The sequence below is a fragment of the Leucobacter iarius genome, assembly GCF_039530105.1.
Classification (GTDB): domain Bacteria; phylum Actinomycetota; class Actinomycetes; order Actinomycetales; family Microbacteriaceae; genus Leucobacter; species Leucobacter iarius.
This window is the reverse complement of the sequence record NZ_BAAAOB010000001.1, coordinates 904,963-920,050: the sequence shown is the minus strand read 5'-3', so window position 1 is coordinate 920,050 and position 15,088 is coordinate 904,963. Positions and strand designations below refer to the sequence as shown.

At 71.0% G+C, this 15,088-nt stretch carries 10 protein-coding genes; 4 read left to right on the top strand and 6 right to left on the bottom strand.

Annotation, left to right across the window (positions count from 1 at the left end; all coding sequences use genetic code 11):
* The first annotated feature begins 95 nt into the window (after positions 1-95).
* The 3 genes from ABD169_RS03955 to ABD169_RS03945 all read left to right on the top strand — a co-directional run bounded on the left by ABD169_RS03955 (position 96) and on the right by ABD169_RS03945 (position 3,889).
* Positions 96-1,082, top strand: coding sequence for a LacI family DNA-binding transcriptional regulator (locus ABD169_RS03955; protein ID WP_344029599.1), 987 nt, complete (start codon positions 96-98; stop codon positions 1,080-1,082).
* A 126-nt stretch (positions 1,083-1,208) separates the two neighbouring features.
* Entirely contained in the window at positions 1,209-2,972 is a 1,764-nt protein-coding gene (locus ABD169_RS03950; protein ID WP_344029595.1) for a phospho-sugar mutase, read from the top strand.
* The gene (locus ABD169_RS03945; protein ID WP_344029591.1) at positions 2,969-3,889 is read left to right on the top strand and encodes an ADP-dependent NAD(P)H-hydrate dehydratase; all 921 of its coding nucleotides are present in this window, start codon (positions 2,969-2,971) and stop codon (positions 3,887-3,889) included. The genes ABD169_RS03950 and ABD169_RS03945 overlap by 4 nt, the downstream gene beginning before the upstream one ends.
* A 115-nt stretch (positions 3,890-4,004) precedes the next feature.
* Here the strand turns inward: ABD169_RS03945 and ABD169_RS03940 are convergent, their stop codons facing one another.
* Positions 4,005-8,651, bottom strand: a complete 4,647-nt coding sequence (locus ABD169_RS03940) for a DUF7507 domain-containing protein (protein WP_344029588.1) — start codon at positions 8,649-8,651, stop codon at positions 4,005-4,007.
* 293 nt (positions 8,652-8,944) lie between these two features.
* Between ABD169_RS03940 and ABD169_RS03935 the strand changes: the two genes are divergently transcribed.
* Positions 8,945-10,624, top strand: coding sequence for a sigma-70 family RNA polymerase sigma factor (locus ABD169_RS03935; RefSeq protein ID WP_344029585.1), 1,680 nt, complete (start codon positions 8,945-8,947; stop codon positions 10,622-10,624).
* 18 nt (positions 10,625-10,642) lie between these two features.
* On the opposite strand, the gene ABD169_RS03930 is transcribed toward ABD169_RS03935, so the two are convergent.
* Genes ABD169_RS03930 through sdhC form a run of 5 tightly spaced genes read right to left on the bottom strand, consistent with a single transcriptional unit; the run spans position 10,643 to position 15,067 of the window.
* On the bottom strand, positions 10,643-11,548 hold the full coding sequence (locus tag ABD169_RS03930) for a YihY/virulence factor BrkB family protein (protein ID WP_344029582.1): 906 nt from the start codon (positions 11,546-11,548) through the stop codon (positions 10,643-10,645).
* 13 nt (positions 11,549-11,561) lie between these two features.
* Positions 11,562-12,329, bottom strand: coding sequence for a succinate dehydrogenase iron-sulfur subunit (locus tag ABD169_RS03925; protein ID WP_344029579.1), 768 nt, complete (start codon positions 12,327-12,329; stop codon positions 11,562-11,564).
* A gap of 3 nt (positions 12,330-12,332) precedes the next feature.
* Positions 12,333-14,165, bottom strand: coding sequence for a succinate dehydrogenase flavoprotein subunit (gene sdhA / locus ABD169_RS03920; RefSeq protein WP_046454248.1), 1,833 nt, complete (start codon positions 14,163-14,165; stop codon positions 12,333-12,335).
* A gap of 25 nt (positions 14,166-14,190) precedes the next feature.
* Positions 14,191-14,634: a succinate dehydrogenase, hydrophobic membrane anchor protein gene (sdhD, locus tag ABD169_RS03915; protein ID WP_046454247.1), complete on the bottom strand. Its 444-nt coding sequence runs from the start codon at positions 14,632-14,634 to the stop codon at positions 14,191-14,193.
* A gap of 16 nt (positions 14,635-14,650) precedes the next feature.
* Positions 14,651-15,067, bottom strand: coding sequence for a succinate dehydrogenase, cytochrome b556 subunit (gene sdhC / locus ABD169_RS03910; protein ID WP_344029576.1), 417 nt, complete (start codon positions 15,065-15,067; stop codon positions 14,651-14,653).
* Between the last annotated feature and the right edge of the window lie 21 nt (positions 15,068-15,088).

Here is a 15,088-nt window from a genome sequence, read left to right as displayed (position 1 = left end):
GAGCATCATCGCTCAATCGTTTTAGGTTAATCGTTTGAGTGGAAGATAGCATTGGAGTCGAACAGCCCGCAAGCCGCCGAACGAGGAGCACGCAGATGACCACCACCCTCGCCGACGTCGCGCGGGAGGTCGGCGTCTCGACGGCGGCGGCCTCCCTCGCGATGAACGGCAAGCCCGGCGTCTCGGCCGCGACCCGCGACCGCGTGCTCGAGGCCGCCCACCGGCTCGGCTACCGCCCCAACCCCGCGGGCCGCGCCCTGCGCAGCTCCCGCGCCGGCGCCATCGGCCTCTACCTGCCCAACTCCGCCGTGCACTTCGGCTACTACACCGAAGCCACCAACGGCGTCGCCGAGGCCCTGCACCGCAGCGGGATCCCCCTGCTCGTGCTGCCCAACGCGGCCCACGGCGCGCGCCTCGACACCTTCCCCGCCGTCGACGGCTACCTCATGATCGAGCCGCACTCCGACGACCCCGGCGTCGCCGAGATCCTCGCCCAGGACCTGCCGGTCGTCACCGGCGACCGTCCCCCGCGCGGCTTCGGCGACCCGTGGGGCATCGTCGAGTCCCCCAACGGGGAGCTCGTGTGCACCGTCTTCGACCGGTTCCTCGCGGGCGGCGCGAAGCGACCCGGCATGATCCAGATCGAACGGGTCTCGGAGTGGACCCTGGAGCTCGAGGCCTCCTACCTGGCGTGGTGCGCCGAGCACGGCCTCGAACCGCGCATCGCCGAGGTCGGGTTCCACGACTCGAACGAGGAGATCCTGCGCTCCCTCGCCGGCTTCTTCGACGAGACCTCGGGGTGCGACGCGGTACTCACCGCCGGCGACGGCATCGCGGTGCGCATCGCGGGGATCCTGCGCTCCCTCGGCAAGCGCGTCGGCACCGATGTCCGGCTCATCTCGGGCGTCGACAGCCCGCTCATGGAATTCCACACCCCGTCCATCACCGCCGTCGACCTGCAGCCCCGCGAGTTCGGCCGCGCCTGCGCCGAGCTGCTGCTCGAGCTGCTCGACGCGGAGCGGCCCGAGCAGCCGATCCGGCGCACCGTGCCCTCGCCCCTCGTGGAGCGGGCCTCGGGCTGACCGCGGCTCCGGTTCGGCAGGTTCCGCAGCTGCGCACCCGAACACCCCCGCGACGCGCCGGGACCGCCGCCGCGCGGGTGCTAGCGTGAAGCATCGACCGCTGGGGGAAACGCGGAAGGGGCAGCGATGACCGAGACCACCGACGCTCAGCTCTGCGCGGATGCGCGCGCCTGGGCGGCCCAGGATCCCGATCCCGAGACCCGAGCCGAGGCCGAGGCCCTGGCCGACGCGGCCGAGGCCGGCGACGACGCCGCGCGCGCCGAGCTGCGCGACCGCTTCGACGGCCGCCTGGGCTTCGGCACCGCGGGACTGCGCGCCGAGCTCGGCGCCGGACCCCGCCGGATGAACCGGGTCGTCGTCTCGCAGACGAGCGCCGGTTTCGCCGCGTATCTGCGCGACCGCGCGACGCGCGGCGAGACGACGAGCCCGCCCACCGCGGTGGTCGGCTACGACGGCCGTGTGGGGTCCGAGGTGTTCGCGCGGGACGCCGCCGAGGTGCTCGCGGGCGCGGGGATCCGCGTCACGCTGCTGCCGGAGGCCGGGCCCACCCCGCTCACCGCGTTCGCCGTGCGCCACCTCGGTGCGTCGGCCGGTGTGATGATCACCGCCAGCCACAACCCGCCGCGCGACAACGGCTACAAGGTCTACCTCGGCGACGCCGACGGCGGGTCCCAGATCGCGCCGCCCGTCGACGCCGAGATCGCGGCCCGCATCGCGGTCGCCGCCGACCGGCCGTTCTCGGAGATCGCCCGCGGCACCGGGATCACGATCGCCGGACCGGAGCTCGCCGATACGTACGTGCGCGAGACCGCGGCTGCGGTCGTCGCGGGGATCGCGCCCGAGGCCGAGTCCGACCTCACCGCCTCGCTCACGGTCGTCTACACCGCCATGCACGGCGTCGGCGCCGAGCTCGGTCGCCGCGTGTTCTCGGCGGCGGGCCTCCCGCACGTGGTGCCGGTGCCCGAGCAGGACCGCCCCGACGGCGAGTTCCCGACCCTCGCGTTCCCGAACCCCGAGGAGGATGGCGCGCTCGACTTCGCCTACGCGCTCGCGAGCGACGTCGGCGCCGACCTGATCGTCGCGCACGACCCCGACGCCGACCGATTGGGCCTCGCGGCCCCGGATCCGGCGAACGGGGGCGCCTACCGCCGCCTCAGCGGCAACGAGCTCGGCCTGCTGCTCGGCTGGCGCGCCGCCGAACGACGGCTGCGCGAGGCCGAGCGCGACGACCTCCCCGTCTCGGGTGCGCTCGCGAACACGATCGTTTCCTCGCCGGCGCTCGGCGCCGTGGCTCGGGCGCACGGGCTCGGCATCGTCGAGACGCTGTCGGGGTTCAAGTGGGTGTCCCGCGTACCCGACCTGGTGTTCGGCTACGAGGAGGCGCTGGGCTACCTGCCGTTCCCCGGGGTCGTCCGCGACAAGGACGGGATCCAGGCGAGCGCCGACGCGATCGCGATGGTGCGCGAGCTCGCCGCGGAGGGGCGCACCGTGTGGGATCGCCTCGACGAGGCGTCGGAGCGGTTCGGGCACTTCGCGAGCGCCCAGGTCGTGGTGCGGCTCGACGGCATCGACCGGGTGGAGCGGCTCGCCGAACTGATCCGGCAGGATCCGCCGACCGCGTTCGACGGCGTCGAGGTGAAGCGCTTCATCGACCTCCGCGCGCCCGGCGCGGCCGAGGTCCCGGCGAACGTGCTCCGCTTCGACCTCGCCGGAGGGTCCCGGATCATGATCCGGCCGAGCGGGACCGAGCCGAAGCTCAAGATCTACCTCGATGCGCGGTCGGGCAAGGGATCCGTGGCCGATCGTCGGCGCAAGGCCGAGAAGCGCCTGCGGCGCCTCGAGGCCGCGATCCGCGAGCACCTCGACGGATTGCAGGCGGAATCGGCGTGAGCACGCTCGAGCGCTGGTCGCCCGGCCGCGCGGCGGCCTGGCTCCGGCGTCCATCGCCCGAGGACCACAAGTACCGGCGCGGCGTGCTCGCCGCGCGCACGGGTTCGGCGCAGTATCCCGGCGCTGCCGTGATCGGCGTCTCGGCCGCGTGGCGCACCGGCATCGGCATGGTCCGGTACGTCCCGCCGCTCGAGGACGCGCCTCGGGATCTGCCGGCACCGGCCGCGGCCGTGCTCGCCCGGCACCCCGAGACCGTGCTCGGCGCGGGACGCTGCGACGCCTGGCTGCTCGGATCGGGCACCGATCCGAGCACGCGCACGGCCGCCGAGGAGGCCGAGGTCGTCGCGCTGCTGCGCAGCGGCACCCCGGCCGTCGTCGACGCGGGGGCGCTCGATCTCGTCGCACGCGTCGCGGGCGAGACGGGCCCGCTGATCCTCACTCCGCACCTCGGAGAGTTCGAGCGGCTGCACCGCGGCGCCCCGCTCCCGGACGACGGCTCGCCGGGCGGCGTCGCGCGACGCGGCGAGGCCGCCGTCGCCCTCGCGACCGAGCTCGGCGCCGCCGTGCTGCTCAAGGGATCCGTCTCGATCTGCGCGGGTCCGGACGGTCGCGTGATCGCGCACGGCCCGTCGACGCCCTGGCTCGCGACCGCGGGGACGGGCGACGCGCTCGCCGGGATCCTCGGCGCGCTCGTGGCGACGCACGCGGAACGAGTGCGCGAGCACCCCGCGGCCTTGGTCGAGCTCGGCGCGACCGCGGCCCTGCTGCACGATTCCGCCGCACGCATCGCGGCGAGCGACCCCGCAGCGAACGGCGCAGGCTCCCCCATCACCGCGCTCGACATCGTCGCCGCGCTGCCCCGTGCGTTCCGCGCGGTGAGCGTGGCGGGGACCGGCGCCGGCACCGCCGCGGGCTGAGCGAGCGGGCCGGCCGGGGCTGCGATCCCGGCACGCGCGCCCGCGGGGACGCCCGCGGAGACGCCGACGGGCCGGCCGGGATCGCTCCCGGCCGGCCCGCCTCAGCCTCGCCGTCCTACTGCTCGGCGCGGCGTCGCCTCAGCAGCAGCAGCACGCCACCGGCGCCGATCGCGAGCAGCGCCGCGATGGCCAGCCCGAACAGGCTCTGACCACCGGTCACGACGAGATCCGGTTTCGCGGCCTTCGCCGGAACCTTCACGAGCGCCGTGTCCTGCGCCGAGACCTTGGCGTCCAGTTCGGTCTTACCCGAGACGGTCGCCGTGTTCTTCACCTGCGTCCCGAGCATGGCCTCGGTCACGGGCAGTTCGGCGGTCGCGGTGACCGTCTCGCCCGGGGCGAGCACGCCCGGCTTGCCCGGCCACGCGTACTCGATCGACCCGAGACCCGGCAGGCGGTCCTCGATCTTCACGCCGGACACGGTGACGTTGCCCGTGTTCTTCGCGGTGAACGAGTAGCGGATAGTGCGCTGGTCCTTCGACAGCGCGCCGTGCTTCTCGAGCGAGATCGACGGAGCCTGGCCGAACCCGAGCTGCGCCGAGTCGTCGGCCTGCACTCCGGTTCCTGCGGGATCGGTGCCCGTCGCGGTCGCGGTGTTGGTCAGCGACCCGGCATCGATGTGCGTCTGCGTGAGCGTCAGCTTCGCGGTGGCGCGCACCTGCTGGCCCGGCAGCAGCGTGCCCGGCTTCGCCGGATCCGGCCACGCGCCGAACTCGATCGCGGACAGCCCCGCGAGCTCGTCCGAGAGCTTCACATCGTGCAGCGTCGACTTGCCGGCGTTCGTGATGGTGAAGGCGTAGTCGACCGTTCCACCGGCCGCGGCACGTCCCTGGGGGCCGGTCGCGGTCTTCTGCAGGTCGATCAGCGGGCGGTTGTCGAACGGCAGGGTCACCGAGTCGTCATCGCTCACCGAGCCCCCGTCGGGCGCGGTGCCCGTCGCGGTCGCCTCGTTCTTCAGCGCGCCGGCGTCGATGTGCGCCTGCGTGAGCGTCAGATCGGCGGTCGCGCGCACCTCCTGGCCCGGCAGCAGCGTGCCCGGTTTCGCCGGATCCGGCCACGCGCCGAACTGGATCCCGGACAGCCCCGCGAGCTGGTCCTTCACCTGCACGTCGCTCAGCGTCACCGAACCGGTGTTCTTCACGGTGAACGAGTAGTGCACGGTGTCACCGGCGACCGCATCGGCCGGGTCGGTGCCCGACCCGATCGTCGCGGTCTTGTCGAGCGAGATCCCCGATGTGGTGGGCAGCACCACGCGGGCCGTCGCGTCCGAGGACACGGTGGAGCTCGGCACCGCCGAGTCGCCTTCGGCCTTGGCCGTGTTCACGGCGACGCCAGCATCGATCTGCGCCTGCGTCAGCGGCGAGGTCGCCGTCGCGGTGACCGTGTCCCCCGTGCCGAGCACGCCCGGCTGGGCGGCGTTCGGCCACTGCACGAAGCCGATCGAGCTGATGCCCGGGAGCGCGTCGCTGATGCGCACGTTCTCGAGGCGCGTGTTGCCGGTGTTCGTGACGGTGAAGGTCCAGGTGACGGGCTGGCCCGCCTCGATCTTCGCCGGCGCGACGCCCGACTTCTCGAGCTTCAGGCTCGGGACGTTGTCGCGGAACCCGAAGTCCTGGCCGGCGAGGTCGGAGCCCGCGAGCACCTTGACCGTGCCCGAGCGACCGTTCGAGCCGTTCGCGGGAGCCGCCGTGTTCGACCAGGCGCCGCCGGTGGCGGGCAGGGTCGACATGTCGACGCGGATCAGGTAGTCGCCGGAGGTCCGGTTCGGGAAGGCGTACCCGCCGCTCGCGTCGCTCGTGGTCTCCGCGAGCACGGTCGCGCCGTCGCCACTCAGCAGTTCGACCTTCGCGCCCGGGATCGCCTGCTCGCCGACCTCGCGCGCGCCGTTGCCGTTGGCGTCGTTCCACACCGTGCCGGTGATGGTGCTGCTCTGGATCCGGACGTCGACGGGAGCGCCGGCCGGCAGTGCGGTGGCGCCCTCCATGAGCGAACCGGTCACGGTGTTGCGCAGCACGTCGCCGTTCACCGCGTCGGGCGCCTTCAGACTGTAGCTGAGGGTGCCGACGCTCTTCTGCCCTGCGACGAAGTCGCTGATCGAGACGCGGAGCGCGGTGGCCGCGGAGATCTCCGCGGGCGTCGCCTGCGCGTAGTCGATCCACGTCACGCCGTCGGCCGGCGCGGTGCCCGCGCTGCCCGTCCGGATCGCGGGATCGGTGGTGAGCTGCAGCTTCGCCCCGGTCGCGCCGTCGGCGCTGAGCGATGCCGCATTCAGCGTGACCGCGCCGTGCACCGAGGTGCCCCGCGGGTCCCCGTTGTAGGGCAGCACGTCGACGAAGGCGCTCTTGCCGCGCGAGGTCGAGAGGAAGTTGAACCAGGTCACGTCGTAGGTGGCGAGCGAGCCGCGCTCGATCACCGGCGACTTGGTCGCCTTCTCGACGCGGGCCACGTTGAGCTGCGACGCGTACATGATCGCGCTCGTGGAGGCGGCGGGGCCGCCGTTCGCCGCGAAGATGCCGTCGGCACGGATCTCGGCGTAGTTGTCGAACGCCGATCCGGCGGGCGCGACCTGGGAGGTGCCGATCGAGAAGGTGATCGGCACCAGCGGATCGGCGTACTTCGCCTGCCCCTGGTAGGCGAACGAGATCGCCGTCCGGGTGCCGTTGCCGCACGCGTTCGGCGTGATGGCCGTGACCTTCCACTTGCTCGTGTCGAGCGAGTCGAAGTTCAGCGTGTTCGGCAGCGTGTTCGCCGGCAGGCAGTCGGCGACAACCACGTTCGGGATCGTCAGCGCGCTCGCGTCGTCGGGCTCGAGCCCGCCGGCAATACCGGTGAGCTGCGGCGTGATCGTGTAGCGCACCGACTGGCCCGCGTTCAGGTACACGGTCTCGGGCTTCTGCACGTCCCCGCTCGAATCGAGCACGACGCCCTTCTTCGAGATCGCCGCTCCGCCGGCTCGCACGTAGAGGTCGCGGGCGATGGCGCCCGGTGCAGCCGGGGAGGTCGTCTGGGCCGAGCCCGTGAGCAGGATCCGTGCGAGGTCGTTGGTGCCGGCCGCGGGGAGCGGACGCACGACGGTGAAGTGCGGGACCGCCTGCCAGCGGTAGCGCGCGAAGTCGGAGGCGCCGGTGCCCGGGTTGAACACCCCGCCGTTGCCGATGTACTCGTAGCGGATACCCGTGACGGTGTTCACGTCGCCCGTGAAGCCGCTGCGCGGCACCCACGTCGGGCTCGCGTTGTCGACCGTGTCGGTCGTGTAGTACACGCGGTAGTCGGTGCCCTCGGTGCTGGGCTTGGCCGCTCCGGTCGCCGGATCGAACGCGGTGACCTCGTCGGCGACGCTCGGGTCGAGCACGGCGTCGGCCGGGTTCCAGCGCTGGATCAGGTTCAGGCCGGTGGCCGGGGTCGGCACCATGGTGCTCGTACCCGCGGGCTGCGTGATCGCCGGGACGTAGCGGATGCTGCCCCCGAACTTGGAGCCGGGCAGCACGCCGTATCCGTTGACGCCCTGGTTGCTGTTCTTCGGCTGCACGAGGTCGTACCAGAGCTGCGCGCCCCAGCCGCCGTCGATCGGATCCTTCACCTCGTAGTTGCGGACCTGGGTGTTGTTGCCGTTGGTCCAGTCGCTCAGCGGGGCGCCGTCGGCGCTCTTCCAGTCGGCGCCCGCGGGTTGCGAGACGGTGTTCGACATGACGATCGGGAAGGTGCCCGCGGCCGTCGTGTTCGGCACCTGCGAGCGCGGGATCCAGATGTTCACGTCGGTCCACACCGAGGGCGCATCGGGGATGCTGTCGAACACGACCTGGAACTTGCCGTTCGCCGCGTCGACGTTCTGCAGCTTCACGTCGAGACCCGGGTGGGACTTGCTGCCGAGCGTGATCGCCTGGCCGCTGCCGAGCGCGTTCGCGCCGTCCTTGGTGAGAGTGAAAGCGTCGTCGATCGCCATCGGGCCCTGCCACTTGAACGGCAGGTCGCCGATCCCGCTGCCGTACTGCAGCTCGACGTAGAACGAGTGGCGCAGCGCGGGCTCGGGCCCGTTGCCGAAGTCGAAGGTCCCCTCGGCCGCTGCACCACCGGTGCGCCCGCCCTTGATGAGGTCCATGCGCTCGGCGCCGACCGTGGTGAGCGTGCTGGGCGAACCGGTCGCCGGAACGGTCTTCGTCCCCGCACCGTCGGTCACCGTGAGCTCCGGGGTGTAGGTCGCGTTCACCGCGGCCGCCGTGCGGCTCACGACGGCGGTGGGCGAACGGAATTCGATGATCTGAGTGCCCGCGGCGCCGACGCTCGATGAAAGATGCAGGGTGAGGGTGCGGCCGTCGGGCGAGACCTCGAACGACGAGGTGTAGCCGTTGAGCCCGCCGGGGTTCTGCATGCCCGAGGTGACGAGCGACTGCTGGTCCCAGCTCCATCCCTCGGGAAGGGTCTGCGTGAGCACGCCGTCGGTCAGCTCGTTGACGGTCACCGACCAGGCGAAGCTCGCACGGTTGCCGACCGCGACCTTGCCGTCGGTGGTGGAGGAGTCGCCCGGCACGTTGCTCGTGCCGTCGTTCACGATGGTGAGCGCCGACTCCCGGATCTCACCGGACGCGGCCTGGGCGGCGGCCGGCGTGAGCGCGATCGCGCCCATCAGTACTGTCAGCACCGAGACGAGCATCGCGAGCACGCGTCTGCGCGCACCCTGCCGTCCCGTCGTTTCCGCAGGTTTCATCGTCGTGTTTCCCTTCCCCACGGCCTTGCGGCCGCCACGTAGATGCGCCCGGCCCCCGACGGTCCTGCTAGGGGGAGAGGAACCGGCGGAGACCGGGCACTCTCATAACACGGGCGATCCGTCGTTTCATGACGCGAGTTTCCGAAATTCTTTCTTTCGGCGTGTCGCGGGTACCATCGACACTGCAGACGGCGGCGGTCGGAACATTCCGATCCGCAGCTGGCAGGGGGAGGACCGGATCGGCACACGCCGGGCGGTCTTGCAGTCAATGCACAAGGGGGACTTCTGCTGCCATGCCGAACCTCGGTTCACCATCGCACGACCGCGACGACCCGGCACTGCTCGAAGCGAGCCGCGCCGGAGACACCGCGGCATTCGCCGAGCTCTGGAGCCGGCACTCGGCCGCAGGCCGGGTCGCCGCCCGCAGCCTCGCGCCGCATCTCGACGCCGACGACCTGGTCTCGGAGGCCTATCTCAAGATCCTCGCGCTCCTGCGCGACGGCCGCGGGCCCACCGGCGCGTTCCGCCCGTATCTCTACCGGGTGATCAAGACGACGGCGGCCGACACCGACCGCGGCTCGTTCGAACAGGACGCCGAACCCGACACGGTGCCCACTCCGGACTCCGAGATCCCGGGCGCCGACGAGGGATTCGATCACGACACCGTCGCGCGCGCGTTCACCACGCTGAACGAGCGCTGGCAGGCCGTCCTCTGGTACACGGAGGTGGAGGGGCTCCCGCCCCGCGAGATCGCGTCGATCCTCGGCGTCTCGCCGAACGGCGTTTCGGCGCTCGCGGTGCGCGCCCGCAAGGCGCTGCGCACCGCGTGGATCGACGCCCACGTCGAACAGGATGTCGTCTCCGAGGAGTGCGCGTCCACCCGCAAGCTGCTGCAGCGCTACGGCCAGCACCGCCTGACGCCAGGCAAGCGGCGCGCGGTGGAGGCCCACCTCGACGACTGCGCTCCGTGCCGGAGCGCGTCCGAAGAGCTGCGCGTGCTCGACCTCGATCTGGCTCGCACGCTCGCCATCGCGCTGCTCGGCTTCGGCGGCACGGGCGCGCTGCTCGCCGCGCTCGGCCACGGGAGCGCGGCCGTCGGCGGCGCGACGGCCGCGGCCGCGGTCGGTTCGATCGCGCGCTCCAGCGGCGCAGGAGCGGGAACCGGAGCCGGAGCGGCCGGGGCCGCCACCGGCGCGGGCGCGGGCGCCGGCGCCGGGGCCACTGCGGGCGGCGCCGCCGCCGCGGCCGGTACCGGGCTCCTCGCGGGCATCGCCACCCCGGTCGCGATCGTCGCGACCGTGGGAGTCGCCGCAGCGGCCGCGATCACCGGGGCCGTGATGTTCTCACCCACGGCAACCGGCACCCGGCCCACCGCGCCCAGTTCGAGCACGGCGGAGCGGACGCCCGGACGCGCCTCGAAGCCCGCATCCCCGTCGAAGTCACCCGATCGGAAGCCCACCGATCAGTCGACGACTTCCCCGACCCCGACCCCGACCGGCGGCACAGCGGCGGAGGCCGTCGCGGCGGCACGCGGCACGGGAGGCGCGGACGGGCAGCAGCCCACCCCGAGTCCGTCGCCGTCGCCCGGCCCGTCGCCCTCCCCTGGGCCGACGCCCACACCGACCCCGACGCCGACTCCGACGCCCACGCCGAGTCCGACACCGTCCGCGGGCTATGCAGGGTGCACGCTGACACCGTCCGCTCCGTCGGGCTCGATGGCCCAGCTGGTCGGCAACGCGTCCACGCCGGGAACGGTGTTCTTCACCGTGCAGGTCCCGGGGCGCTCGCCCCAGTCCATGTCGGTGGGCACCTACGGCTCGTCGAACTCCTGGACCTCGCCGAGCCTGCTGGGCGGGACGACGACCCAGCTGCCCGCGGGGGTCACGCTCGCGGACGTGCAGGTGCGCATCGGTTTCACCGGCTCGACGGGATCCGCGGCGGCGCTCGACGTCACGCTCGCCGGCTGCTCCTGAACCGCAGGAGGTGCCGGTTCACTCCCCGGAGCGGACCGGTTCCTCCTGCGGCAGGCCCAACGAGGGATCGAGCCCGGTGGCGATCCACGACGAGGTGAGCAGCAGGATCCGGCAGACGATGTTGAACCACAGCAGCAGGCCGACGAACACCGCGAAGGTGGCGATCACCGGGTTGCTCGTCGCGCCGCCGAGCAGCGCGGAACCGAGCACCTTGATCCCGAAGAGCGCCACACCGCCGAGCGCGGCGCCCCGCAGCAGCGACCAGAACGGCACCGACACCTCGGCGAGGAACCAATGGATCGCGACGAGCACCAGCACGTCGAACAGGTAGAGCGCGCCGTAGCGCGCGAACGCACCGAGCCACCCGAAGAGCCAGCTGTCGGGATCAGCTCCGAAGAGCGAGAACAGGAAGTCGGTGAGGCCCGAGCTCATCACGGTGAGCGCGGCCGAGACGAGCAGCGCGATGAAGAAGCCGATCGCGAGCACGAAGTCGCGCAGCTTCAGCAGCAGCGCGTTCCGGTACTGCTTGACTTCGAGGCCGAAGATGAGCCGGATCGAACGCCGCGTGCTCGTGAACCAGCCGAGCACCACCCAGAGCAGGGACGCACCCGCGACGACACTGAGCCAGGTGATCGAGCGAGATTCCAGCAGCACGTCGATCTTGACGGCGGCATTGGTCTCGTCGCCCGTGCCGACGAGACCGGGGACGAGCGTGTTGATCTGGGTGACGATCGTGTCGAGCAGCTCGGTGTGCCCGCGCAGTGTGATCCCGAGCACGCCGAACCCGACCCAGAGCGCCGCGAACACGGCGAACAGGGCCTGATAGCTCATTCCAGCAGAAAGGGTGCTGCCGCCCACGTCCGTGAAGTGCGAGAACGCACGGTACGGACGCAGGCGGAGCACCCGCTGCCAGAGCTCCTGCATAGCGCCGATCTGCTTAGGAGGTCTTCCCGGTGCGGATCGCGGCCTTGACCTCGGCGATGGCCTTGGTCACCTGGATGCCACGGGGGCACGCGTCGGTGCAGTTGAAGGTGGTGCGGCAGCGCCACACGCCCTCGGTGTCGTTGAGGATGTCGAGGCGCACCTGGGCGTTCTCGTCACGCGAGTCGAAGATGAAGCGGTGCGCGTTGACGATCGCGGCCGGGCCGAAGTACTGGCCGTCGGTCCAGAACACGGGGCACGAGGTCGTGCACGCCGCGCACAGGATGCACTTGGTCGTGTCGTCGAAGCGCTCGCGGTCGGCGATGGTCTGCTTGCGCTCCTTGCCGCCCTCGGGAGCTGCGCCCGAGACGAGGAACGGCTGCACCTGACGGTAGGCCGCGAAGAACGGCTCCATGTCGACGATCAGGTCCTTCTCGAGCGGCAGGCCCTTGATCGCCTCGACGGTGATCGGCTTGGTGATGTCGAGATCCTTGACCAGGGTCTTGCACGCCAGGCGGTTCTTGCCGTTGATGCGCATCGCGTCCGAACCGCAGATGCCGTGCGCGCACGAACGGCGGAAGGTCAGCGTGCCGTCCTGATCCCACTTGATCTTGTGCAGCGCATCGAGGATGCGGTCGGTCGGGTACATGGGGACGTCGAAGTCCTCCCAGTACGCCTCGCGGCCCGACTCGGGGTCGTAGCGGCGGACCAGCAGGGTGACGTTGAACGGCTTCAGCCCGGCCTCTTCGGCGGGGGTGCCGGGACCGTTGGAGGTGGCGCTCATGGGTTAGTACTTCCTCTCCATCGGCGGGTACCGCAACTCGCCCTCTTCGTTCTTGGTGAAGACGACCGGCTTCCAGCCCAGCGTGATGTGGTCCTCGGGGTTCGGCGAATGCGGGTCGCCGGTGAGGTACGCCATGGTGTGCTGCATGTAGTTCTCGTCGTCGCGGTTCGGGTAGTCGTCGCGCATGTGGCCGCCGCGGCTCTCCTTGCGGTTGCGCGCCGCGAAGACGAGCACCTCGGCGAGGTCGAGCAGGAAGCCCAGCTCGATGGCCTCGAGCAGGTCGGTGTTGTACCGCTTGCCGCGGTCCTGCACGCCGACGTTGACGTAGCGCACGCGCAGGTCGTGGATCACGCCGAGGACCTCGGTGAGCGACTCCTCGGTGCGGAACACCTGGGCGCCGCGGTCCATGGCCTCCTGCAGCTCCTTGCGGAGGTCGGCGACGCGCTCCGTGCCCGTACCGTTGCGGAAGTTGTCGACCATCTCGCGCACGTTCTTGGCGGGGTCCTCGGGCAGCGGGACGAACTCGGCGGTGACCGCGTAGTCGGCCGCGTTGTTGCCCGAGCGTTTGCCGAACACGTTGATGTCGAGCAGCGAGTTGGTGCCCAGGCGGTTCGAGCCATGCACCGAGACGCAGGCGCACTCGCCCGCGGCGTACAGGCCCGGGACGACGGTGTCGTTGTCGGACAGCACCTCGGCGTTGTTGTTGGTCGGGATGCCGCCCATCGCGTAGTGCGCGGTCGGGAACACCGGGACCGGCTCGGTCACGGGGTCGACGCCCAGGTAGGTGCGTGCGAACTCGGTGATGTCGGGGAGCTTGGTCTCGAGCACCTCGGCGCCCAGGTGGGTGCAGTCGAGGTAGACGTAGTCCTTGTGCGGGCCGGCGCCGCGGCCGTCGAGCACCTCCTGGACCATGCAGCGCGCGACGATGTCGCGGGGTGCGAGGTCCTTGATGGTGGGGGCGTAGCGCTCCATGAAGCGTTCGCCGCTCGCGTTGCGCAGGATCGCGCCCTCGCCTCGGGCACCCTCGGTGAGGAGGATGCCGAGGCCTGCGAGGCCCGTCGGGTGGAACTGGTAGAACTCCATGTCCTCGAGCGGGAGGCCCTGGCGCCACACGATGCCGACGCCGTCGCCCGTGAGGGTGTGCGCGTTGGAGGTGGTCTTGAAGATCTTGCCGAAGCCGCCCGTCGCGAAGACGATCGACTTCGCCTGGAACACGTGCAGCTCGCCGGTCGCGAGTTCGTAGGCCACGACGCCGGACGGCTTGCGGTCCTTGCCCTCGCCGGTCATGACCAGGTCGAGCACGTAGTACTCGTTGAAGAAGTTCACGCCCAGCTTGACGCAGTTCTGGAACAGCGTCTGGAGGATCATGTGACCCGTGCGGTCGGCCGCGTAGCAGGCGCGGCGAACGGGCGCCTTACCGTGGTCGCGGGTGTGGCCGCCGAAGCGGCGCTGATCGATCTTGCCCTCGGGGGTGCGGTTGAAGGGCAGGCCCATGTTCTCGAGGTCGATGACCGCGTCGATGGCCTCCTTCGCGAGGATCTCCGCCGCGTCCTGGTCGACGAGGTAGTCGCCGCCCTTGACGGTGTCGAAGGTGTGCCACTCCCAGTTGTCGTCCTCGACGTTGGCGAGCGCCGCAGCCATGCCGCCCTGCGCGGCACCGGTGTGCGAGCGGGTCGGGTACAGCTTCGTGATGACCGCGGTCTTGGCCTTCGGGCCGGCCTCGATCGCCGCGCGCATACCGGCGCCGCCGGCGCCGACGATGACCACGTCGAACTGGTGGTAGGTGACGCCGTCCTTGACGGTCACGTCCTCGCCCTCGTGGGTGTTGGTAGTCACGTGTAGCTACTCCGTTCGAAAACTGTTACTTGGCCGTGCAGAAGGAGGCGACCAGCGAGGGGTCGGCTCCGGCGGGGCACGGATCGAAGGTGAAGACGACCAGGGTGCCGAGCAGGATCAGCAGGGCGGCCGCGAGGAACAGTGCGACCTTGAGCGCCTTGGCCACGCCGGGCTTCGACACGTAGTCGTTCACGATGGTGCGCATGCCGTTGGCGCCGTGGATGAGCGCGAGCCACAGCATCAGGAGGTCCCAGACCTTCCAGAAGGGGCTCGACAGCTTGCCGCCCACGAAGGCGAAGTCGATGGCGTGCACGCCGTCGCCCACCATCAGGTTGGAGAACAGGTGGCCGAAGATCAGGACCACCAGGAGCACGCCGGAGGCGCGCATGTAGATCCAGCCCCACTTCTCCCAGTTGGTGCGCTTCTTGGCCGCAGGCTGCGTGCGGGGAGCTTCGATCGTCGTCGTCATCTCTCGTCTCCTCGCCTCAGTGACCGAACACGTTCATCAGGTGGCGCGGCGCGAAGCCGAGCATCGTAATCGCCCACAGCACGACGACGACCCAGAACAGCACGCGCTGGTACTTGGTGCCCTGGCTCCAGTAGTCGACCAGGATGATGCGCAGGCCGTTGAAGGCGTGGAACACGATCGCGCCCACCAGGCCGAGCTCGCCGAGGCCCATGATGGGGGTCTTGTAGGTGCCGATGACGGCGTCGTACGCCTCGGGGCTCACGCGGATGAGCGCCGTGTCGAGCACGTGCACGAGCAGGAAGAAGAAGATGGCCACGCCGGTGATGCGGTGCAGCACCCAGGACCACATTCCGACACTGCCGCGGTAGAGCGTGCCGCCCACGCGTTCCCGCTTCTTCGCCGCTGGCGCGACCTCTGCCGTTTGGGCTGACACGTGCACCCTCCTCGAATCGTG